This window comes from Mesorhizobium sp. M0227, assembly GCF_040321855.1.
Taxonomy (GTDB): domain Bacteria; phylum Pseudomonadota; class Alphaproteobacteria; order Rhizobiales; family Rhizobiaceae; genus Mesorhizobium.
In genome coordinates, this window is record NZ_JAMYSJ010000034.1 from 1 (window position 1) to 19,699 (window position 19,699).

21 protein-coding genes and 1 pseudogene are annotated in these 19,699 nt (G+C 59.7%); 7 read left to right on the forward strand and 15 right to left on the reverse strand.

Translation table 11 applies throughout. From position 1 onward, the window contains the following. Positions 1-322 precede the first annotated feature (322 nt). Positions 323-655: a recombinase family protein gene (locus tag NKJ00_RS28570; RefSeq protein WP_352538832.1), complete on the reverse strand. Its 333-nt coding sequence runs from the start codon at positions 653-655 to the stop codon at positions 323-325. 409 nt (positions 656-1,064) lie between these two features. On the opposite strand from NKJ00_RS28570, the gene NKJ00_RS28575 reads away from it, so the two are divergent. Both NKJ00_RS28575 and NKJ00_RS28580 read left to right on the forward strand, forming a co-directional pair. Continuing rightward, entirely contained in the window at positions 1,065-1,367 is a 303-nt protein-coding gene (locus NKJ00_RS28575) for a hypothetical protein (RefSeq protein ID WP_352538831.1), read from the forward strand. Continuing rightward, positions 1,364-1,840 carry a type II toxin-antitoxin system VapC family toxin gene (locus tag NKJ00_RS28580; protein ID WP_352538830.1) on the forward strand — a complete coding sequence of 159 codons (477 nt, stop codon included), beginning with the start codon at positions 1,364-1,366 and terminating at the stop codon, positions 1,838-1,840. Before NKJ00_RS28575 ends, NKJ00_RS28580 begins: the two co-directional genes overlap by 4 nt. Positions 1,841-2,681: 841 nt before the next feature. Here the strand turns inward: NKJ00_RS28580 and NKJ00_RS28585 are convergent. Further along, positions 2,682-3,176 carry a MaoC family dehydratase gene (locus NKJ00_RS28585; RefSeq protein WP_352558848.1) on the reverse strand — a complete coding sequence of 165 codons (495 nt, stop codon included), beginning with the start codon at positions 3,174-3,176 and terminating at the stop codon, positions 2,682-2,684. Between the two features lie 50 nt (positions 3,177-3,226). On the opposite strand from NKJ00_RS28585, the gene NKJ00_RS28590 reads away from it, so the two are divergent. Beyond that, the gene (locus NKJ00_RS28590) at positions 3,227-3,436 is read left to right on the forward strand and encodes a hypothetical protein (RefSeq protein WP_352538827.1); all 210 of its coding nucleotides are present in this window, start codon (positions 3,227-3,229) and stop codon (positions 3,434-3,436) included. 218 nt (positions 3,437-3,654) lie between these two features. Here NKJ00_RS28590 and NKJ00_RS28595 read toward each other — a convergent pair whose 3' ends face one another. The 4 genes and pseudogenes from NKJ00_RS28595 to NKJ00_RS28610 all read right to left on the reverse strand — a co-directional run bounded on the left by NKJ00_RS28595 (position 3,655) and on the right by NKJ00_RS28610 (position 6,043). Next, positions 3,655-4,116: a bifunctional hydroxymethylpyrimidine kinase/phosphomethylpyrimidine kinase gene (locus NKJ00_RS28595; RefSeq protein ID WP_352632158.1), complete on the reverse strand. Its 462-nt coding sequence runs from the start codon at positions 4,114-4,116 to the stop codon at positions 3,655-3,657. A gap of 133 nt (positions 4,117-4,249) precedes the next feature. After that, positions 4,250-4,528: a beta/alpha barrel domain-containing protein gene (locus NKJ00_RS28600; RefSeq protein ID WP_352607525.1), complete on the reverse strand. Its 279-nt coding sequence runs from the start codon at positions 4,526-4,528 to the stop codon at positions 4,250-4,252. A gap of 75 nt (positions 4,529-4,603) precedes the next feature. After that, positions 4,604-4,867: pseudogene (locus tag NKJ00_RS28605) on the reverse strand (thiazole synthase); the annotation flags it as partial. 18 nt (positions 4,868-4,885) lie between these two features. Further along, entirely contained in the window at positions 4,886-6,043 is a 1,158-nt protein-coding gene (locus tag NKJ00_RS28610; RefSeq protein ID WP_352632125.1) for a porin, read from the reverse strand. A 1,002-nt stretch (positions 6,044-7,045) separates the two neighbouring features. Between NKJ00_RS28610 and hemN the strand changes: the two genes are divergently transcribed. Further along, positions 7,046-8,407 carry an oxygen-independent coproporphyrinogen III oxidase gene (gene hemN, locus NKJ00_RS28615; protein ID WP_352632127.1) on the forward strand — a complete coding sequence of 454 codons (1,362 nt, stop codon included), beginning with the start codon at positions 7,046-7,048 and terminating at the stop codon, positions 8,405-8,407. 176 nt (positions 8,408-8,583) lie between these two features. Here hemN and NKJ00_RS28620 read toward each other — a convergent pair whose 3' ends face one another. The 4 genes from NKJ00_RS28620 to NKJ00_RS28635 all read right to left on the reverse strand — a co-directional run bounded on the left by NKJ00_RS28620 (position 8,584) and on the right by NKJ00_RS28635 (position 12,631). Beyond that, positions 8,584-8,775 (reverse strand): hypothetical protein, encoded by a 192-nt coding sequence (locus NKJ00_RS28620; protein ID WP_023727257.1) that lies wholly within the window; start codon positions 8,773-8,775, stop codon positions 8,584-8,586. Positions 8,776-9,003: 228 nt separating this feature from the next. Next, positions 9,004-10,056 carry an NAD(P)/FAD-dependent oxidoreductase gene (locus NKJ00_RS28625; RefSeq protein ID WP_352538823.1) on the reverse strand — a complete coding sequence of 351 codons (1,053 nt, stop codon included), beginning with the start codon at positions 10,054-10,056 and terminating at the stop codon, positions 9,004-9,006. 256 nt (positions 10,057-10,312) lie between these two features. Beyond that, positions 10,313-11,968 (reverse strand): MFS transporter, encoded by a 1,656-nt coding sequence (locus NKJ00_RS28630; RefSeq protein WP_352558844.1) that lies wholly within the window; start codon positions 11,966-11,968, stop codon positions 10,313-10,315. 210 nt (positions 11,969-12,178) lie between these two features. Then, positions 12,179-12,631, reverse strand: a complete 453-nt coding sequence (locus NKJ00_RS28635; RefSeq protein WP_352538821.1) for a hypothetical protein — start codon at positions 12,629-12,631, stop codon at positions 12,179-12,181. A gap of 550 nt (positions 12,632-13,181) precedes the next feature. On the opposite strand from NKJ00_RS28635, the gene NKJ00_RS28640 reads away from it, so the two are divergent. The 3 genes from NKJ00_RS28640 to NKJ00_RS28650 all read left to right on the forward strand — a co-directional run bounded on the left by NKJ00_RS28640 (position 13,182) and on the right by NKJ00_RS28650 (position 15,482). Further along, a complete protein-coding gene (locus NKJ00_RS28640) occupies positions 13,182-13,469 on the forward strand; it encodes a hypothetical protein (protein WP_081726247.1) in 288 nt (95 codons plus the stop codon). Positions 13,470-14,525: 1,056 nt separating this feature from the next. Beyond that, positions 14,526-14,726: a ParB N-terminal domain-containing protein gene (locus tag NKJ00_RS28645; protein ID WP_352538820.1), complete on the forward strand. Its 201-nt coding sequence runs from the start codon at positions 14,526-14,528 to the stop codon at positions 14,724-14,726. Between the two features lie 240 nt (positions 14,727-14,966). Beyond that, positions 14,967-15,482 carry an ImmA/IrrE family metallo-endopeptidase gene (locus NKJ00_RS28650; RefSeq protein ID WP_352538819.1) on the forward strand — a complete coding sequence of 172 codons (516 nt, stop codon included), beginning with the start codon at positions 14,967-14,969 and terminating at the stop codon, positions 15,480-15,482. A gap of 139 nt (positions 15,483-15,621) precedes the next feature. Here the strand turns inward: NKJ00_RS28650 and tnpC are convergent, their stop codons facing one another. The 5 genes from tnpC to NKJ00_RS28675 form a co-directional block, all read right to left on the reverse strand. Beyond that, positions 15,622-17,154, reverse strand: coding sequence for an IS66 family transposase (tnpC, locus tag NKJ00_RS28655; RefSeq protein WP_352570186.1), 1,533 nt, complete (start codon positions 17,152-17,154; stop codon positions 15,622-15,624). A 69-nt stretch (positions 17,155-17,223) separates the two neighbouring features. Beyond that, positions 17,224-17,580, reverse strand: coding sequence for an IS66 family insertion sequence element accessory protein TnpB (gene tnpB / locus NKJ00_RS28660; RefSeq protein ID WP_023709031.1), 357 nt, complete (start codon positions 17,578-17,580; stop codon positions 17,224-17,226). Then, entirely contained in the window at positions 17,577-17,957 is a 381-nt protein-coding gene (gene tnpA, locus NKJ00_RS28665) for an IS66-like element accessory protein TnpA (protein ID WP_352570184.1), read from the reverse strand. Before tnpA ends, tnpB begins: the two co-directional genes overlap by 4 nt. Positions 17,958-18,214: 257 nt before the next feature. Then, the gene (locus NKJ00_RS28670) at positions 18,215-19,171 is read right to left on the reverse strand and encodes an ImmA/IrrE family metallo-endopeptidase (RefSeq protein WP_352538818.1); all 957 of its coding nucleotides are present in this window, start codon (positions 19,169-19,171) and stop codon (positions 18,215-18,217) included. Beyond that, positions 19,168-19,698: a helix-turn-helix domain-containing protein gene (locus NKJ00_RS28675; protein ID WP_023830723.1), complete on the reverse strand. Its 531-nt coding sequence runs from the start codon at positions 19,696-19,698 to the stop codon at positions 19,168-19,170. Before NKJ00_RS28675 ends, NKJ00_RS28670 begins: the two co-directional genes overlap by 4 nt. Between the last annotated feature and the right edge of the window lies 1 nt (position 19,699).

A 19,699-nucleotide genomic window follows, 5' to 3' on the forward strand; every position in this document is an offset into this window, starting at 1 on the left:
TTAGGTCCGCATGCGCACAAAGGCCCAGGATTCGAAGGCGGTCAGGATGCGCTGCCATGCGTAGGCGACTAACCAGTGTCATCATGGCTCAGGACCAAGTCCTGCCGAATTTCTCATTTCGCGTTCTCCACAGAAGTTGCAGATTTCGAAGGATGTCCAACGAGCGGGCAAATCTCGGTGGCCGTGACGACCGTCGATATCCTGTGTCGAACAAACAAATGTGCGCTCTTCTTGCCTTTAGCCGAAATTGCAGGCAGGTCGGCGAGTCGAAGACAAGCGGGGCCACGGTTTGGAACCACTGACCTCAGACGTTGCAATAAGCCTACCATTCACAGCGAGCCGGAGTTGCTAAGAGTCTATGAATTTCCTTGAAGGATCTGTTGCAACGTTTGCCCAGCCGGGCCTGCTCCCGGTTTGCAGCGGTCATGGTCAGGCGATCCATCGCCTCTGCGAGCACGATCAGGAATTTGCCCTGCATCGCATCGCTGATCAGCTCCTGAAGGCCGGGACGCAACAGCGACGCGCCGCAGATCGCGCGGTGGGTATTGCTGTGGACGACTGTCCAGCCTTGCTTTTTCAGCACGCAAGCAGCAGAGCCGCAACTGATCCTCGATCGAGGCGTCTCGGTGATTGTCAGTTGAGTAGCGAGCGCCAAGCGCGACCTTCATGAGGCGGCCCCTTACTCCGGACGCGGTCTCGCGTTTGGCTATCCGTTTCGGCTTGAACGAAATCCCGTGCGGCCTGTGGCGCCAGCAGCCGGACCAGATTGACGAAGCGTCGATCGGGCTTCGGCGACGCAGGCACAGCCCTTCGCGGCCGCGCCTGCGACCACACGAAGCTATTCGGCTGTTGCACGTTTCGGTCGCGCTATGATCGCGTTCCTGTCCTGACGCGAAATACTCCGTTTCGCGACAATGATGCCAATCACAGTGCTTCGACAAGATGGAAATTGTTTTTGATCAATAACGCGCCTCGCGCAGGAGCCAGTGCTGGCCGATGACGGGGCACCTTGTGCTCCGAAGAAGCCAAGGCTATATATCCGGATAGAGAACCGGAGGCACGCGATGGGCAACACTGCACAGAAGAGAGCCATCGAGAATTATCGCTCTCGCCTGGCTGAGCGCGGCATCGCGCGGTTCGAGATCCAGGCGTTCGACGCAGACCGCGATCTACTGCGAACTCTTGCCCGAAAATTAACGGAGAGCGGGCCGGATGCCCGACAGCTTCGTCGGACCATACAGCAAGCCGTGGCGGGTGAGCCACCGAAAGCGGGCAGCATTCTCGCCTCGTTGCGTCGCTCGCCTCTGGTTGGCTCCAATCTCGACCTCAGCCGGCCGCGCGAAGAGGGGCGCAAGATCGACCTGTGACGCGCTACCTTCTTGATACCAATATCATCAGCAACGTCATAAAGCCGGAGCCTTCGGGCTCGTTGCTGGCCTGGATGGGCGCGCAGAAGGACGAAGACCTCTTCATTGCTTCGCTTACTGTCGCCGAAATTCGCAGAGGCATCCTAGAGAAGCCGAAGGGGAAAAAGCGCAGCAGCCTCGAAACTTGGTTCGAGGGCTCCGAAGGCCCGCAAGCGCTGTTCGCTGGCCGCGTGCTATCGTTCGACGAGAAAGCTGGCCTCGTGTGGGCGCGGCTGATGGCCAACGGCAAAGCCAGAGGCCGTTCGCGGAGCGCCCTAGACACAATCATTGCCGCTGTAGCCGAAGCCAACGAGTGTGTCGTAGTGACCGACAATGAAAAGGACTTCGAGGACGTTCAGATCATCAACCCGCTCCGTAGCTCTGGAAGCCAAGCGGGTGATGATAGCTCCAACAGTCCGGCCGATTCAATTTGAGGATTTCAACGGCACAAAGTCCGAACGTCTCGAGTTCCGCTTTAATGCCATCCCGGTTCATCTAGAGCAATTCCAGGAAAAGTGTGAAACGGTTTTCCGTCCGGAATTGCGTTGAAACAAAGAGTTAGAGCGGTTCACCGTTTCCGTGAAACGATGAACCGCTCTAGTCAGCTCGATCTACCAACAGCTCGCACGCACGAGCGGCGCGGACAAGGCGCGATCGCAGGGACTGCGCGATACGCGCGTCGAGCTCGTCCATCTTACACTCGCTCTCGTCTTCGAACGCCTCTCGCCAAACGCCACTGTAGTCGATCCCGCGTGCGGCTCGGGGGCCTTCTCATCGAGGCTTTCTCGGGACTGGTCTGGCGCGTTACCAATGGCAAGTTCGCCCGCCGGGAACTCGTCGGTCTGTACTCCCAGCTCTGGGCGTCCACATCAACTGCGGAGCTCTTGGCATCGCCGTGTTCTGCCTTTAGCTGGCAGCTCTCGAGCTCGACGAGCAGCCGATCAGCGACATCCGCGACCTCAAGTTCGACCCGGTTGACTCGATAACACCCTATTGGCAGATTCAGTCGGGGAGGATCTGCCCACTCCGATCACAAGCCGATCTTTCGACGCCGTGGTCGGGAATTCTCCATGGACCTTCATGAAGAAGGAATGCAGCGCCGAAAGCCGAAGCGCTTCCGATACATCGACGCCCCTTCCGAGACGGAGCCCCGATTAGGCATTCCTGCCACTCTATCTAGCCGACCCCCGTGGCCGCGTTGCCGATCGGTGCGCACTGGTCGCCTACATCGCCCCGGCACGTGAAGATCGTCTCCGCTGACGCTCGTTGAGCAATTCAGGCCGCCTCCGGCTGGGGTTTTATCAGCGTCAGCGTCAACCAGCGCGCGGTCAGCGCCGGCTTTTTCGAGCCCTCGATCTCAATCGTCACGCCCAGCGCCGTCTGCACCCAGCCCGACGGCCTGACCTTGACGTCGGCCAGTACGAAACGGGTGCGGATGCGCGATCCGGTTTTCACCGGCGCCAGGAAGCGCAGCGATTCGAAGCCATAGTTGACACCCATCTTGCAGTTTTCGAGCGGCCGCATGGTCTCGAAAGTCATCGCCGACAAAAGCGAAAGCGACAGGAAGCCATGTGCGATGGTGCCGCCGAACGGCGTCTCGCGCTTGGCGCGCTCCGGATCGCAGTGGATGAACTGGTGGTCATCGGTGGACTCGGCGAACTGGTCGATCATCCGCTGCGAGACCACCCGCCACGGCGACACGCCGACTTCCTTGCCGACGCTGGCCAGAAGTTCGTCGAGACTGATCGGTTCCACGCTAATGTCCTCCATTTCAACCGTCCGAAGCGCGAGCGGCTTCATTCCGTGAACAGTGTCACCCCATGCTGCACCGACTGCCGGCCATCCATCGGCAGGATGGCTTCGGTGAGATGACTGCCGTCACGGCTGCACGAATAGAACGTTCCGCCGGCAATCTCATTCGGCGCACCGATGCGGCCGATCCGAACATGGCCGCAGACGGGCTGGCTTCTACCTCGGTCACGGTGCGCGTCCTGCAGGCCACTGAAAACAGCTCGTCTTGCTACCGGTGATCATTCCGCCGGCGCCGCTATGCGGTATTGTCGCAGATTGATAAAATCAATTGTCTGGATAGGAACCATCCGTGTCTCGAATTTGGAGGAGTCCAGCAGACGGCGTGGCTTGTGGTCCTTGTTGAAGCGCGCCGACCTCATTGGCCGCTAGCTCTGAGCCGGCAAGAAGCGCCAGTTCAATGACATTGGGTGTCGACACGGCAAAGCGGCATCAGATGCTAATTTATTATGCGGAATAGCGCTTGCTTCAAGAAGCGCTCGGCCTGACGTGGAAGCAGCACTGGATCTGGATTGTCGGTATGCGCGGATATTCGCGCAGCACAGCGGCAACCGCAGCGACGATCGATCTCAGCCGTTGCGAGCATGCCGATGTTGGTGGCGGCCACTCTGTTAGGCTGAAGCGTAGCGCGCATCTGATCCGCCACCAGACCGGGTTGCGTAACTTGGATTTCCAAGGCGTCTTCATGGGTTTGCACCGTCAGCGCGCTGACAGCAAGGCAGGTGCGCACGCCAAGGCAGCGATCGTCTCGATCTCGCGGGCAATTCCAGCCCCACCGCGGGAATCTGACCCGGCAACGACGAGCAGATGCGGTTCTCGCCCCAGCGCCATTGCTCTGTCTTTCGATCCATTCTCGCGTGCGCGCTTCTGGGGCGTCGTTCAGCGCAAAGTCGGTGACCACGGCTGCGCTTTCCGCGCCAGCCTCGAAAAACGCCTTCGAGCCGGTCAGGTTGAGGCCGCCGATGGAGACCAATGGGATCGGCGCGACCTGGTGCTTCCACTCGCTGATCCGCTCGAGCCCTTGCGACGCCCATTCATCTTCTTGAGGCTAGTTGGATAGACTGGGCCGAGCGCCACATACTCCGGCTCGGCCACTGGCGCAGTTCGGTGTGATCGTGGATCGAAAGGCCGAGCTTCAATCCGGCGTATTTCATCGTCAGCATCGGCGGCAGCCAAATCCTTTTGACCAAGATGGACGAGTCGCAGCCTTCCTCGATTGCCGTGCGCCAATAGTCGTTGACGCTCACTTGGCAACCATGGACCGCGCAGGCGTCGTTCGCGCAGCGGATTTCCGTCAGTCCTTTCTCGTCCATATCCTTTATCCGGAGCTGCACCAGACTCACGCCGAGCGGCACCAGCCGGTCAATCCCGCCGGCACGTCCACGACTTCATGAGAAGACGGCCCTGCCGATCGTCGGTGGGTAGCGCGGTTCGAGCATTCCCGAGCTGAAAGCTTCACGACCGGCATCGACCGCTTTGCCGAACGCACGCGCCATGCCGACCGGATCGGCCGCCCTCGGGACCGCCGTGTTCAGGAGCACGGCGTCAAACCTGAGCTCCATGACGGTCGCCGCGTACGACGGCCGTCCGAGCCGTGGATCCACAATCAACGGAATGTAGGGGAAATGTCCGCGCATCAACTGGACCTCGGAGCTCAACGCTTCATCGCATTAGAATGAGCGTTCGAAACGCAGGATACCGCCGACACTGCTCTTCTTGTTGGCATTGGTCCAGTTCACTTCGGAAGCTTTCACCTTTCCGACGGCGGAGCCTCCGTAGCGGTCATAGTCGAGTTCAGCCGTAACTGTGAAATCTGGAAGAAGCGCGTAGGCGACGTTCCCAGCGACACCATAGTTCTTGAGCTGATCACCCGAGAGCTGAAGGTTCAACGAAGTTGTCTCGTTGAGCTCGTAAGCGGCGCCAGCCCAGAAAGCCCAGTTCCCGCCCCAAATCTTATAGAAGCCGCGACCATGAGCGTCGATCGCGTTCATGGGGTCGTCGTTGAGCTTGCCATTGGAACCGTAGCCGAACATTCCGAACAGCAACAGTTCGTTGGTGACATTGATGTCGACACGGACCTTGGCGGCCACCGATTCGTAGTTGCTATCATAACCAGCAACGCCGGTGATCGCTCCCCAGCCATGTGTGTATTTCAAGCCGCCGACTATGTGCGGAGCGTAGTTGTCGATTGTGCCGACCACGCCTGAGCCTTCTTCGAGCGAAACCACGGCCGAAAAGCCGTTCCCGGCGTCGAAGTAGTACTGGACCACATTGGTATCCAAAGCGCCGTACGGAACCGGCGTCTGGTTGAGTACGTCACCCGCGCCGCCAATAAACATGTCGAAGGCCGACCAGTCCTTACCAACTCGGAGGCCACCAAGCTGAATCCAGGCGAAAGTCAAGATGCTGTCTCCGTTGAAGGCATAGGACCGAGAACTGTCCGAAACCGAAGTGTGGCGGTTACCGAAATTCACGCGGGTTTCGGTGTAGGTCTTCAACGTGCCGAGTTCGGTCTCCTGGCCGGTCCAAGCTTTCAGTGTGAAGCGCGTGTTGTTTTGCCATGTACCCTGATCCTCACCAGTCCTCACATCTGAGGTTCTTGCGTGGTAAAACAATCCGACATCGCCCAAGCCCACGTAGTAGCTAAGATAGCCGCCGATGCGCAGGCAGGTCTCGGTGCCTGAAATATAGACGTAGCTGGAGCCGTAGACGTCGCAGATCTTGAGGTACTCAGTGGGATCAGGCTCGGGGACGATGATCACGGCGCGAGCGTCGGAAGCGGCGATCAGTGCCGCAGTTGAGCCGAGGACGAGGCTCCCAATGGTCATTGTTGATCTCCGTCTAAACAGTAAAAGGAATCGAGACCGATAAATGATTTTTGCTAAGCAAACGATTGATAGCGCATCAAGCTGAATTCTAGGAGTGTTGCTGCACCTGTCGTGCTAATACTCAGGAGAATTTAGAATGTGACTGAGACTTGTTGTCACATATATTAAGCAGTTATCACTCCCGGACGGTCATACAACATTTTTATACAATCACCCCTTTTCACCTCCGCGGTGGGCCTTACAAAGGGTACTACTGCAAATAACGTACCATCCTGACGACCCAGCTGCGGCTTGAAGCTCAAATGTGCGGGCGGACCTTGGTTCCCGCTTCCGTTCTTTTTGCCTTGCGGATCCACCCAAGCAGGAACGGCAAATCTTTCGGCTACGGCTCGTCTGTTCGCTTCGCGACAGTTTGGCTTAATGGCGACGGCATTGTTTGCTGTGAGCCCCGCCGTTGAGGCATCATGCGGCGGCCACCGCCCGGTACGACGCCGTCACTTTGGCGAGCTGATGGTCGATAACCACGCGCCGCAGCCTTGCACCACTGAATCAGTAGGCGCTAGCCTTGGCAGTGCGGCGGACCTGACGGTCGCGTCGAGCAGGTTCTCGTCCTGAAAGCGGCGCGCCACAGCTAATGCTTCTTGCCAGCAATTCACACAACGAGCTCATCGAGATGGCAGAGATCACTATGGGGCGGCGCTAGCTGGCGAGCAAAGTCTGGTCCCAACACCGTATTGTCTCGTCGGATGCGGCATCTGCGCTCAGAAGAATCTCCCACGCGCAGATGAAGGGAAGGTACGGTGGAACAAAACGGTGCGCGTGAGGGTTGCGGCGGGAACACCACGCTGACCGAGTGCGCTCAGACCATCGCTGTCCAGCCAAGACTGAACGGCGCCCATTGCTAAAAAATTTCGAGCCCAAAGCGGAACGGACTGACATAGCGCAAAGACGCAGGCGAGCGCAGCGGTAAGGTTGGATGTTATCAGCATGGGACGGTGACCGTTGCAGACCACGAAATTTCGAGAGGCCCGGCTGCCTTGGTACACTATCTATCCGGCTGTGTCGGAGTTCTCTGGGGCGGTCGGCGCCGAGGCTTATGAGGAATGGCTCAGGAACCTGCCGGCTGATGATCCGGTGTCACTCTATCTGCACGTTCCGTTCTGCCGATCAGCCTGCTGGTATTGCGGCTTCCCAACCACCATCACCCGCCGTGATGCGCCCATCCTCAACTATCTGGCGGCGCTGCGTGACGAGATCCGTCTGGTTTCGGTGCGAGTGCCGAAGACGTTGCCCGTGAGCGACATACATTTCGGCGGCGGAACGCCGTCTCTCATCGGACCAGCCGAGTTCCTCGCTTTGATGGAGTTCCTGCGATGCCGCTTCGCCATCTCGAAAACAGCTACGGTCGCCATCGAGATCGATCCACGCACGCTCACGCCCGAGATGGCGGAAGGCTTGGGAGCGGCCGGCGTGAACCGCGCGAGCCTGGGCGTACAGAGCTTCGATCCCATTGTTCAAAAAGCGATCAACCGGATCCAGAGCGAGGCCCAGACGTCGGCTGCCGTGGAAATGCTGCGCCGGCATGGAGTAAGCCGCATCAACTTCGACCTCATCTACGGCCTGCCGCGTCAAACGGTGGAGTCGTGCGTCGAAACAGTGAGGGCGGCGGTCGCCATGCGCCCCGACCGGCTTGCCTTGTTCGGCTACTCGCACATCCCATCCCAAATAAAGAATCAGCGCCTCATCGAGGCGGAATTTCTTCCCGACAGCGCTGCCCGCGCTGAACAGTATGCGGCTGTCACCGTGACGCTGATTGCCGCCGGCTACCGACAGATCGGGCTCGACCATTTCGCCTTGCCGGACGACGAGCTCGCGCTGGCACAGGAAACAGGTCGCCTGCGACGTAACTCGTTGGGCTACTCGGCCGATACCTGCAGAACCCTGATCGGTTTCGGCGCGTCGGCTATCGGCCGCACCGGCCAGGGATACGTTCAAAACGAAGTTACACGGGATTCCTACATCCGGCACATCGCAGCTGGCCGACTGGCGACATCGAAGGGCCATCGCCTCACAGACGACGACCGCGTGCGAGCCGCAATTATCGAGCGATTAATGTGCGATTTCGAGGCTGACGTGCCGGCAATCTGTGTCGCCCACGGATCTGATCCGATCCATCTTCGCGATTCGGCTGAGCGCTTGGCCATGCTGGCCAAGGACGGGATAGTGGACTTCGAAAACGGCTTTGTCCGCGTACGGCGGGAGCATCGCTTTGGGATTCGCGCTGTCGCTGCCGCATTCGATGTGTTTAGGGATGGCGTTACGTATATCCCGCAGCAGCTTAATGCGATGCAAAGCACAACATAGTCCGGCATCAATGTCTCCGCTTGGAACCGCCGGCCTACTTGCCACGCCGGCCGGGCGCTGGTCTGGCAAGTGGGCTTTCCGTTTGCCAATGCGTTCGTTCCCGGCCCTCACGGGGCGGCGAGTCCCTGCCGTGAGCGCCTCACCCGCGAGGCTACATGGCGGCCGTGGAGACTACCTCAGCAGCGGCGCCCGATCGGAAACCTTAGCACCTCAGCGCTTTGGCGTGGCTGCTTGAACTCTTCGACGGCAACCGCCTCAATTAGCAGGTCCAAGGCTTCGCGGCCCCTTTGACTCATCGGGTCATCCCCACAAAGGTAGTCATACGCTCGATCTAAATGCACTCGGGCGGCGGAAAAATCGCTTGTCATATCATAGAACCCTCTCTACCCGCCCGCATTGCCGTCTACGAGGTGAAGGTAGTGCAATCGTCAATATATACAGATAAATTTGAATTAAATCGGAGATGATCATGGAGGCCGAGTTCCCTGACCTGATGCCGCCATCGAGCCCGCCGACGACCACTCGCTGGCGCTCGGTCGCTTCATAAATGCCGAGCACCCCGTCCCGCGACCACCTCTGACCTCCCTCCTTCGATGCTAGACGCGTGGAAGACATGGCTGCGCCGCCGCTGCGAGAAAGGCGTGTCCCGTTGCGCGGCGGCTGCATAGTGGGCAGCCAGCGCCGGGAGCTAATCGGCAAAGCCGCGTGTGGCGATTTTGCATAGCGGGCGCAGGCGAATCGCCACGCCCGTCCAGCATGTCCGATGCCGCGTAGGCCGCCAGGATCCCTGAGCGGAGTGCATGCACGATCCCGCGTGATGACAGTGGATCGGCACAGAACAGGCAGTCGCCCGCCGCGACCCAGCGGTCACCGGCGGCGGGATCGATCGTTGCGGTTCCCGCCGCCTTGATCATGCTGGCGGTCTCGATCGCGTTGGGCGGCACGAGCGGCGCGACGGACTGCGTTGCGGCTAAAGCGCGGTACCAATGTCCGGCTTTGCGCAGTTCGCTGCCCAGATCCGGATCGGTGAGGCACGCGCAAGTCGGCGCTGTACCACCAGCCTTCGGGACGCGCCTCGACGACCATGCTGCAATCGCCCGGTGCGCGGTCGAAAAAGCGTGTGTAGGCGGCAAGATGTCCGTGCATGGTGAGCTTGGCGCCGAAACATCGGGCCAGCCTCCAACTGGACCGGTCGCCCAAACCACGGCGCGGGCAACGATAGCTTCATCGGCCAGCTTGAGCAGCCAGCCTTGATCGTCGCGCACTGCCGAACCCACGGCCGAGCCAAACCGCGTGTCCACACCTGCCGCCTTGGCCGCCTGCACCATCAGCCGGTCGAATCGCGTCCGGTCGAGCTGCCAGCCGGCACCTTGAGCGGAAAACATGCCGTGCCGCTCGCTGGGAACTTCATTGGCCCACACCGAAACAAGCGCACGATTTTCAACGAAGCCGGCCTCGGCGAACGGCGTCCAGACACCAAGCTGACGCAGCAGCCCATTCGCTACTGCCGGCAGCACCTCTCCCGGCTTTGGCCGATCATGCCTTCCTGCTTCCAGCAACAGCACGCTCCGCGCGGGTGCATCGTTGCCAACGCCAGTCCGGATGTGGTCGCCGCCGAACGTGATCGTCTCAGCGAGCTGGCGGGACAAAATGCCAACCTCAAGATAGCGTTGGCCCGGATCAGCGAGGCGGACTGAGGAAGACTTTAAATTCAAAAGGTGACACGCGGCAATAGTCGCGTGCCGCTGTAGCCCCAGGCTCCGCTTCACCGTCGGGACCGATCGGTCGCACTCTCAGCCTGGGGTTCTTCTCTGCCACCCATCATCGAATTTTGGTGGATTGTCCGTCTCCCGCACCGGTTTGAGCGCGATAGACAAGAATCGCGTTTTCTGTGCCGGCCGGGCTTCAATGACGGGGATGGCGAAAAGCTGAGTGCTCGGGCTTGCGGGCCGAGCTTGTCGGCCGCTCGATGGAAAGGGTCATTTGAGGTGGGGTCTCGGCCGCGTGCAGCTGAAAGACACGCTCGTCCAGTTCCTTGTCCACTTCCGTCAGACGATGATTGAGGCGAAGGTAGTCCGTCCAGGTCGGCGTGCGGAACGTTTCTGTCCAATGCATAGGCTTCTGCAGGTTCCGCTGGAGCGTCCAGTTCCGAGCACCGACGCGGCTGTGTACATGGCGCCGCTGCCGCATGAGGTCGAGGAAGGCCTCGAGATTTCTCTCGGCTATCAGATATTCGATCTTGACCACGATCGGGCCGCTCCTCGGCTTCAAGTTGAGAGAGACAGCTGGGGCATCGAATTCCTCCAAGGGATCGGGCTCGGAGTCGCGGTGCTCTCGAAGAGGAAAGAGAACGCCGGCTGCAGCGACGATCAACAGGGCTCCAGCGGAGCCCTCCAGCGCCCAGGTCAACGAATGGTTTTCGGCCACCGTGCCCCACACCCAGCTGCCGAGCGCGATGCCGCCGTCTATCAAAGCATAGTAGATCGAGATGGTGCGCCCCACGACCCAGCGCGGGCTCGCCAGCTGCACGCTCACACCAACCCCGGACCAGGCGGTCACCCAGCCCGCGCCGCCCAAGGCGAGTGCAATTGCCGCAACGGCAATCGAAGATGTCAGTGCCAGGGAGAGAGAACACGCCGCACAGGCGACGCAGGAGAGCCTCATCAGCCTTTCTTGCGACAAGCTCCGTCTGAACAGGCTGTTGGAGAGGCCGGCGAAAACGGCACCGGTCCCGAAGCCAGCCATGAGCGCGCCATAGGCAAGCGGGCCTCCTCCCAGCTGGTCGCGGACAACCACCGGCAGCAGCGCGAGTATGGCGATGCTCGCCAGGCCAAAGAGGGTTCCGCGCGCGATCGCGGCCTTGATTTCCGATGACATCGCCGTGAAGCGCAGCCCGTCATAGATCGCCGTCCTCATCGACTCGCGTGGAAGAGGGGAAGAACGAACCTTCCACTTGCAGCGCCAAATAGTGGCCAAGGGTACGAAATAGGTGAGCGTGGTCACCGCGAATGCCGCCATAAGGCCAAACGAGGCAACTACAATGCCGCCGAGCGCCGGGCCCACAGTCCGGACGGTATTGAATCCAACAGAAAGCAGGGTGACGGCAGCGGGAACATCTCGTCGATCCACAATATCGCCAACCGACGCTTGCCAGGCCGGATCATTGAGAGCACCGCCGCTTGCGATCAAGAAGCTGAAGCCGAGGATCATCCACGGACTGACAAAGCCCAGCGCCAGCGATGCGGTCAGCATCGCGGAGGCAGTCACCATAAGGCACCGACCGGCGAACATGACCCGGCGCCGGCTGAAATTGTCAGCGAGAGCCCCGGCGAAGACAGACAAGACGAAGGCGGGCAGGTTCGATGAAGCCTGAACCAACGCAACCATCAGATCGGAAGTCGAGATCGTTGCCATCAGCCAGCTGATGGCGACAGTCTGCATCAACCAGCCGAGGCTTGAAACCTGCGTGGCGAGCCAGATCGAGCGAAAGGTGGGCTGCAGAAGTGGCCCAAAGGTCGTTGGTGCAGCCAAATCTTCGTTTGATCCAGCCACCCTACTCATTTTGCGAACCTTTTCTTTCCGTTATTGTCGCTTCCCATGTAATCTAGGCTGAACCGTGGCGGCTTAAGAATAGATGGCCCATTTGCCTACGACGAATGTGGCCACAGTTCCTCCTGACCAGTTGTCAGGCGGCCGGGACGCAGACATGGGCCGGCTCACTCGCCTTCAACGACATCTTGGTGAGCCGGGATTCACATGTCATTTGAGGCATCATGCTCGATCGACGCGCTGCCGAGCGATTTTTCGCGAAACGTTACCCTGTTCTTTTGTTGGAAACTCACTCATCAGCGGCGTTCGATGCTGAGTGTGGCTTCCGAAAAGTGAGGACGCTTGCAGATCTTTGACAGGATCAGTTCCCTGATAGATGCAGACGATTGCCAGGCCGCGATCGAAGACGCGCGCGCCCTGCTCCTTCAGTTCGGACAAAAGTCTGATGCGCTCACACATGCGATCGACGAGTTTCTGCTCGACCTGATGACATTGGCTTTCATCGTCGAATGTTACGGACGCGGCTTTGAACTTTTGGCGCGAACGCTTGCCCGTAGAAGGCTGGCGAAGGTCAGACTGTTGTCGGGAGGGGTCGGCCGGGCAGAACGGGTTCCAAAGCCTGATGGCTGAACCGGCGATCGAGCCGCGTTCCATTAACGACGTGGCGACCGCCAAAAAAAGGGCATCGGAAAACCGAGGCCCTTTAGGTGTAAAGTCAAAACCTTCAGAGGGGAACAGCTGATACCATGGAATGGGAGGAAACCATCGCGTGCATCAGCTGTAAGCTTAATGGCTAAAAGTTGTGCAATGCGCAAACACATTTTGTGCAATGCAGCTATGCAGTAACGCAAAGCCTCAAGTTGCAAGATCGATTTTGGAAATGTTTGCTGCTCGTACGGTGATGGGCGAGATCCTTAAGCGTATGTACGGCGGCATGATGGACGCTTGCAAGCAGCCAGACAAGATTATCGCGAAGCTAAAATAAGAGGTTCGATCCAATCGGCGATGCTCAATACCCGCGCCATTCTGGTTCAGCCGGGCGTTACATCGCCTCGCCAAGTTGAGGATGTATTGGTCGCGAGCAGCCGTGCGCCAATTTGGAACCCACGACCATATGCAACGATTGGGGACTGTCCGAAGAAGGCCGAGAACGGTTGAAAGTGCGCTAGATGGAGATATTCTGAATTGGAACGGGGGCCTGGTTCATCGCCAAAGCGAGACATGGATGAAAAGCAGATCGCGCCCAACGCCTGATCCAACCATTGCAACGGAAGTCCCCTGGTCGGAAAGCCTAACCGCATATGATGACAAGCATTTCGAGCTCTATTTGAAGCTCATGGACGCTTGCGCCGACAGTGCCAGCGAAGAGGAGATGGCGCTGGATGTACTGGGTATCGATCCGGTCAAAGAGCCAATCCGCGCCCGTAAGGCCCTTCGCAGTCACCTCAAACGGGTGCTCTGGTTTATGCATGAGGGCCATAAGGAACTGCTTCCAAGCCGGCCGCCTCAATAACTGCGGCGCCGAACAAGGTTGCCCGAGAGATCAGGTGGCGCCCTCGGGGGATGCGAGGACACTTGAAAGCCGCAATCGGGTTATCATCTCCATACTGCGTGATCTCTCGGTGTACTACGGTCCCGACTTTACGGATGTCACCCCCGTCGGCCTGGGGCACCCCTTCAAGGTGACATTCACGTCGGCCCCGGATTTGTCTGGCACCTACGAGAACGTTGCAGGGAGCGGCTCGGTAAGCGGCTTTGAACGACCCGGTCAACTCGTAATGACCTACTCCGGAGCAGATGGGATGTCCCATGGAGTTGCCATTCTCCAAGACATTCAGACCCACCTTTCTTCCAACAACGTCGAGCATGATTACGTGGGAGCCGTTTTGGTCCACGCTTGCTATAAGGCGGACACCCAGCAGTGCGATGCCGCCAAATCACGCAATATAAATTCTGCAGGGCGATTTTGTCGAAAAACAGGGAACCCGACAAGGATCCTTCCCTCAAGGGTTACTCGACGAACCATGTTCGGCTTTTCAGAACGATCTGAAGCTGAAACTTAGCCCGGCGGCACAGCTTTAGGCACGAAGGCGCTCACCAGGGTCGCAGCTCAAAGAGAACGGCGCCCTTCGCCGGGGGGCCGTCCGTTCCGCATCCCGCCTGACGGCGGCGCGTTGCTGATGCTCCTACGGCCGCCCTGTTGAGCCGGTCTCAGGGCCACGGTCTTTCTCCTGCACCGATCTGACTTGGTCCCGCTGGCGGGCATTTAGGTGCTTCCGTTTTGTACGCTCTTCTTTCTTGGGCCGCTTCGCGGCACGGCTGCGCCGACATGGATGTGCCTAGCGGCACCTCTCCTATGTAGCGGGAAGAGAGGCGCGCGGCCCTCTCTCCCCAGCAAGCCGCCGCGGGCGGGTTCCCCCATCTTCCTCCGCTTCGCTAGGTGCAGACCGGGGAGACCCCTCCGCCCCCGGGACTTGCCCCCCCTCGCTCCCCGCTACTCGCCGCGAGGCAGGGGTTCAGGGGACCTGAACCCATCAGGTCAATCCCTGAAATCAACACGAGCAAGTCCATGAATACCGCAGTTATCACTATCCCGCCCGCAGGTAGGGCCGAACTGGCCGCCAGCATCGAGGCCCATGGCCTCATCCATAACCTTTTGACCCGCAAGGCCCCGAAGGGAGCCAAGTTCGAAGTCGTCGCCGGAGGGCGGCGACTGGGGGCGTTGCGGTTGCTGCTGGACGAGGGCCGCACCTACAGGGCGTGGCTGTGACCAAGGATTATCCGGTCAACCGCTGGCTTGAAGACATTACGGCAGTTGCCGGCCATTATGCGTTTCTCCCTGAAGTCGACCTGCCAGATTTACTCAACGGCTTAGGCTACCGAAGCCTGGGGATGAGGATCTGGAGGGCATTGCCCAAACAGCGCGAGAGCACTGGGGAATCGGATTGCGACCGACCCCAACGTAGTTGCTCTGCTGGAGCAGATCGGCGTCGTCGTGGCGAGCGAACCAATGGAAACCACACAGTTGGATGGGCTAAGCAGGTGGGGATCTGATCGTCGCCCACACGTACTTCTAGCGCAGTCATTCGCGCGAAGACAATTTGATGCCGCGCACGAGTTGGCCCACCTCTTGCTGCACCGTGCAGTGTCCGAGGATGAGCTTGTCGAGAACTTCAAGCTGATCCAAGACCAAGCTCATCGGTTCGCTTCAGCGTTGCTTCTGCCGGCGAGTCAGTTCTCGGCTGAGGTCACTAGTGCCTCGCTTTGGGAGCTGAGAAGGTTCGCTGGCGCGTGTCCATCAAGGCTCAGATCATGCGTCTCCAACGCCTCTGCATTGTCGATGCCGAGGGAGCGACCCGCCTTTATCGTAGCTACAGCGCCAAGGGCTACTCAGGATCCGAGCCCTACGATGACGTTTGGCCGCTGCAGCAACCTACGTTACTGGCTGATGTATTTCGGACCGTGGTGGATGACGGGGGCTGTCCAAGGAAGAGCTTCGGCACGATCTGCCGTTGTTCGCTCATGATGTTGAGAGCTTGGCTGCACTTCCTCCGGGCTGGCTCTCGCAAGAGCCTGCTCGCGTCGTGAAGCTGAAGCTCGTGGCGCCGACCCGCGGTGAGGGGCCGTCCGGCCAGCTCGGCGAGGTCATACCGTAAGCGCTGTTCTCAGGCCACGGCCTTGAGCTCAGGCGCCCGGATGTAGGCCCAGGGCAGCAAGTCGTCGATCTGGCTGTTCGGATGGCCGTTGACGATCCTGGTGAGGACGTTGGCGAGATAGCCGAGCGGCTCGACACCGTTGAGTTTGCAGGTTTCGATGAGCGATGCGATGACTGCCCAGTGTTCGGCACCGCCGTCCGAGCCCGCGAAGAGCGCGTTCTTGCGGTTGAGCGCGATTGGACGGATTGAGCGCTCGACGGTGTTGCTGTCGATCTCGATGCGGCCGTCGTCAAGGAAGCGCGAGAGGCCTTGCCAGCGCGAGAGCGTGTAGCGGATCGCCTCGGCGAGCTTTGTCTTCTGGCTAATCAGGCCGAGCTTCTCGCGCAGCCAGGGTTCGAGATCGGCGACAATAGCGCGGCTATTTTCCTGACGCATCGCACGGCGTTCATCGGCCGATCGGCCGCGGATATCGTCCTCTATTCTGTAGAGCTCGGCGATCCGTCTCAGCGCCTCGCTGGCGATCGGCGCGGGACCCGCTGCCGCCAGTTCATAGAAGCGTCGGCGCACGTGTGCCCAGCAGAAGGCGAGCGTCACGTCGCTTTTGTCGGCCAGCACGCGATAGCCGCCATAGCCATCGACCTGCAGGATTCCAGTGAAGCCTGCGAGATGAGCGATCGGACGCTCGGCCTTCCGGTCGGGTGCGTAGACATAGGCAACGCCCGGCGGGTCGGCTCCCTGCCATGGCCGATCGTCACGCGCATAGGCCCAGAGCTGCCCGGTCTTGGTCTTGCCTCGGCCGGGATCGAGCACCGGCGCGGTCGTCTCGTCGGCGAAGAGTTTTGGCGAGGACTTCAATTTGCCAAGCAGCCGCTCATGCACCGGACGCAGGTGCCAGGCGGCGCGGCCGACCCAGTCGGCGAGCGTGGAGCGATCGAGATTGGTGCCTTGCCGGGCATAGATCTGCGCCTGACGATAGAGCGGCAGGTGATCGGCGTATTTGGAGACCAGGACTTGGGCGACCGTCGCTTCGGTCGGAAGACCACCCTCGATCAGCCGGGCCGGCGCGGCAGCCTGAACGACCACATCCTCACAGGCGCGGCAGGCATATTTGGGCCGCCGCACCACGATCACGCGCAGCTGCGCCGGAACGATGTCGAGCCGCTCGCTCACGTCCTCGCCGATCCGGTGCAGGCCATTGCGACAGCACGGGCAGGCATGGTCCTCGATGTCGACGACCATCTCCGTGCGCGGCAGGTGGGGTGACAACGCACCGCGGTTCGCCCGGCGCTTCGTGGCCTTTGCTTGGCGCTCGGCGAGAGCAGATTGTTCCTTCGCTTCCTCGCCGGCGGCCTCGATCTGCTCGGCCTCTTCGAGCCCCAGCAGCAATTGATCCTCGGGGAGCGTTTCAGCACGACGGCCGAAGCGGTGGCGCTGCAATTCCTTGATGATCTGGATCAGCCGGGCGTTCTCGACGTCGCGCGCCAGCACCATCGCCTTCAGCGCGTCCGGATCGTCGGGAAGCTGGTCAGCAGTCATCGCCATGACAGGATCAGACCATATTCGCCGACAGCCCGCGACAGCGGAATCCAGGCTGATTCACTTCGTCGCGGGTCAGCCGGCCTGGGCTGGAACGCGGGTCCGGCGCGCCTCATGGACGCGCCGCCAGTCAAGCCCTTCGAGTAGCGCCGAGAGCTGCGCGGCCGTCAGCCGCATCATGCCGTCATGCACTTTCGGCCAGCGGAACTCCCCATCCTCCAAACGCTTGGCATAGAGGCAGACGCCGGTGCCGTCCCAGAAGATCAGCTTGATCCGGTCTGTCCGCTTCGCCCGGAAGACGTACACGGCCCCGCTGAACGGATCGGCTCCCATCGTCTCTCGCACCAGCGCAGCCAATCCCTCCGCACCCTTGCGGAAGTCTACCGGCTTCGTCGCCACCATGACCTTGACCGCACCCGTCGGCCCGATCACGACGTCGCCTTCAGCGCGCGGATCACTGCGGCCACCGTCTTGGCATCGGCGCCCCGGCCGACGCGCATCGCAACGCCGTCGATCTCAAGCTCGATCACTCCGGCGTCTCGAGTGGCTTGCCGTTTCTGCTGCTTCGGTGAACGGCTGGCTACAGGCTCCGCCGCCGCCACAACCGCCGGCACGAAGGCAGGAGAATTTTGCTGCACCGAAGCGGCCTGTTTGCGCGCTTCGCGGCGCCAGGCGAAGACCTGCTGCGGCCTGAGGCCATACCGGCGGGCGACCTCGGAAACGACTGCGTTCGGCTCCAGCGTCTCCGCGATGATCCGCGCCTTGTCATCCACCGACCAATGACGCCGACCGCCGGCACCGTTGATCACCTCGAAACGCCGAGGCTGCCGATCCGGGTCAAGCGTAAGGTCAAGTCCAGACACAAGCCGATCTCCGATCCCAATGCAGAACCGGCAACCTCACAGATCACGACCACTCCCGAAAGGTGGTCCCACAACAGCGCTTACGTCATACCAATGTCGCGCCGACAATAAGCGACGTCCGCCAAGAAATATGCCGCAAGCGAAACAGCGGTGGTGTGCTTACATATGGGCAAGCTGCCGTTGAGATAACCGTCTGCCTGTGCCTAGGCTGCCCTATAGCCGACAGGGAAAATGCGCTGGTGTTTCTTCTTGTAGATGCAGTAAGTGAGCAGATCGTAGGTGTTTGAGAAGCTGTGCAACCAGAATACATGGGGTTCGCCGTTCGCATCATAAAAGATGCTTTCGCCTTCGCCTACTGGACCCCGTTTGCGGTTCGTTGCGTGATCGCAGATCGCGGAATAGGCAACTGTGGTGGTGATTCCGGGAAAGTGCTCAGCTAAAGCTATCGATCTTGGAAAATATGCCACATTGTCATTCCCCGCCTTCTCGCAAATATCTCTGTGATACGGATGCCGACTGACAACGCCGAAGGCAGGAAACTCCGGGTCGCGTTCACAAACCATTTGCCAAAGTGTTGTTGTAAGTGTGTTCCCATAGCGCTTGCGAAGCTGCTCGATACTCTTCCATTCCAATGAGCAGTCCAGCGCTTCCGGTCGAAACCTTCCTCCGAGAAACAAGAGATGGCGTCCGCCATAGTTAGCTTCTGCTTCCATTGCCTGATGGAATGTTGGGTTCAGCGTGGACTCGTTGTCGCCCAGAAGCAGGGAGCGATGCCACGGTAGAAGGTCATGTGTAATTTCATGTGCGATGAGGAAGCGTCGCTTTAGCTCGGCTACCTCGTCATCGATGAAGATTCTTTTGTCGCCTTCCTTCAACATTAGGATACCACGAAGGCCATATTGCTGGACTACATCGACCATGCGCTTAGCCGTGCTGGTGATCTCGTTCCCAGCCATTCGCGCCCTGTGGGCGATCTCATCTAATAGGCTCAAGTTCGCCTTGCTATAATAGGTAAGGTCAAGCTTTTGCAGCGCGCGCACCTGCTCGAGCCTTAATGGGGGCTCTGGATTGCCGAGATCACGTAGCAAACGTGATATGTGCTCATGGATATCTCGGCGCTCAAAGTTCCCGATTATCGGCTCAATCGCAGACATGGTCATCCATTCTTCTTATCGATTGACGCCAGTACCTTAACGAAATCGTTGAGGTCGCGCCTTTCAGCCTGGCTTAGTTTCGATAGGTCGTCTGAACTCGCAGCAAAACGATGCACCGCTTCGGTGAGATTGTCATTCTGCGCGGACGCCGCCGCAGTCAGCAGTCCTACAGCACGTGCTGAAACCCCAATAAACTCGGCTAGCTGATGAACGGTACGCGGGCCTGGAACATAGTTGGGATCCTTCTCCACCTGCTCCAATTCCGCCGCATCAACACGAATTTTGGCAGCCAACTGCGCAATGCTTAAACCGTCCTTGCGTCGAAGCTGATGCACCAACTTAAACAACACAGCAGATTTCTGTTCGGGGGCAGCCGAATTAGGCTGCCCCGCAGTTGCTTGATGACGAGACTTCTCCTGCATAAGACGCTCAAGCGGAGCTGCGTCGCGGAGCGGGAGCCCCACGTCGCAATCGACATCCGGATCATGTTCGATATGGCTGCGCAGCCAATCGGCAGTGAAATGTAATTTCATG

What these genes read in the sequence shown, in the direction of transcription:
- NKJ00_RS28650 (WP_352538819.1), top strand. Translation starts at nt 14,967, where the DNA reads ATGGAAACCACACAGTTGGATGGGCTAAGCAGGTGGGGATCTGATCGT.
- NKJ00_RS28585 (WP_352558848.1), bottom strand. Translation starts at nt 3,176, where the DNA reads ATGGAGGACATTAGCGTGGAACCGATCAGTCTCGACGAACTTCTGGCC.
- NKJ00_RS28640 (WP_081726247.1), top strand. Translation starts at nt 13,182, where the DNA reads ATGAAAAGCAGATCGCGCCCAACGCCTGATCCAACCATTGCAACGGAA.
- NKJ00_RS28590 (WP_352538827.1), top strand. Translation starts at nt 3,227, where the DNA reads ATGCTGCACCGACTGCCGGCCATCCATCGGCAGGATGGCTTCGGTGAG.
- NKJ00_RS28575 (WP_352538831.1), top strand. Translation starts at nt 1,065, where the DNA reads ATGGGCAACACTGCACAGAAGAGAGCCATCGAGAATTATCGCTCTCGC.
- NKJ00_RS28620 (WP_023727257.1), bottom strand. Translation starts at nt 8,775, where the DNA reads ATGACAAGCGATTTTTCCGCCGCCCGAGTGCATTTAGATCGAGCGTAT.
- NKJ00_RS28600 (WP_352607525.1), bottom strand. Translation starts at nt 4,528, where the DNA reads ATGGACGAGAAAGGACTGACGGAAATCCGCTGCGCGAACGACGCCTGC.
- NKJ00_RS28645 (WP_352538820.1), top strand. Translation starts at nt 14,526, where the DNA reads ATGAATACCGCAGTTATCACTATCCCGCCCGCAGGTAGGGCCGAACTG.
- NKJ00_RS28630 (WP_352558844.1), bottom strand. Translation starts at nt 11,968, where the DNA reads ATGAGTAGGGTGGCTGGATCAAACGAAGATTTGGCTGCACCAACGACC.
- NKJ00_RS28670 (WP_352538818.1), bottom strand. Translation starts at nt 19,171, where the DNA reads ATGACCATGTCTGCGATTGAGCCGATAATCGGGAACTTTGAGCGCCGA.
- NKJ00_RS28675 (WP_023830723.1), bottom strand. Translation starts at nt 19,698, where the DNA reads ATGAAATTACATTTCACTGCCGATTGGCTGCGCAGCCATATCGAACAT.
- NKJ00_RS28610 (WP_352632125.1), bottom strand. Translation starts at nt 6,043, where the DNA reads ATGACCATTGGGAGCCTCGTCCTCGGCTCAACTGCGGCACTGATCGCC.
- tnpC (WP_352570186.1), bottom strand. Translation starts at nt 17,154, where the DNA reads ATGGCGATGACTGCTGACCAGCTTCCCGACGATCCGGACGCGCTGAAG.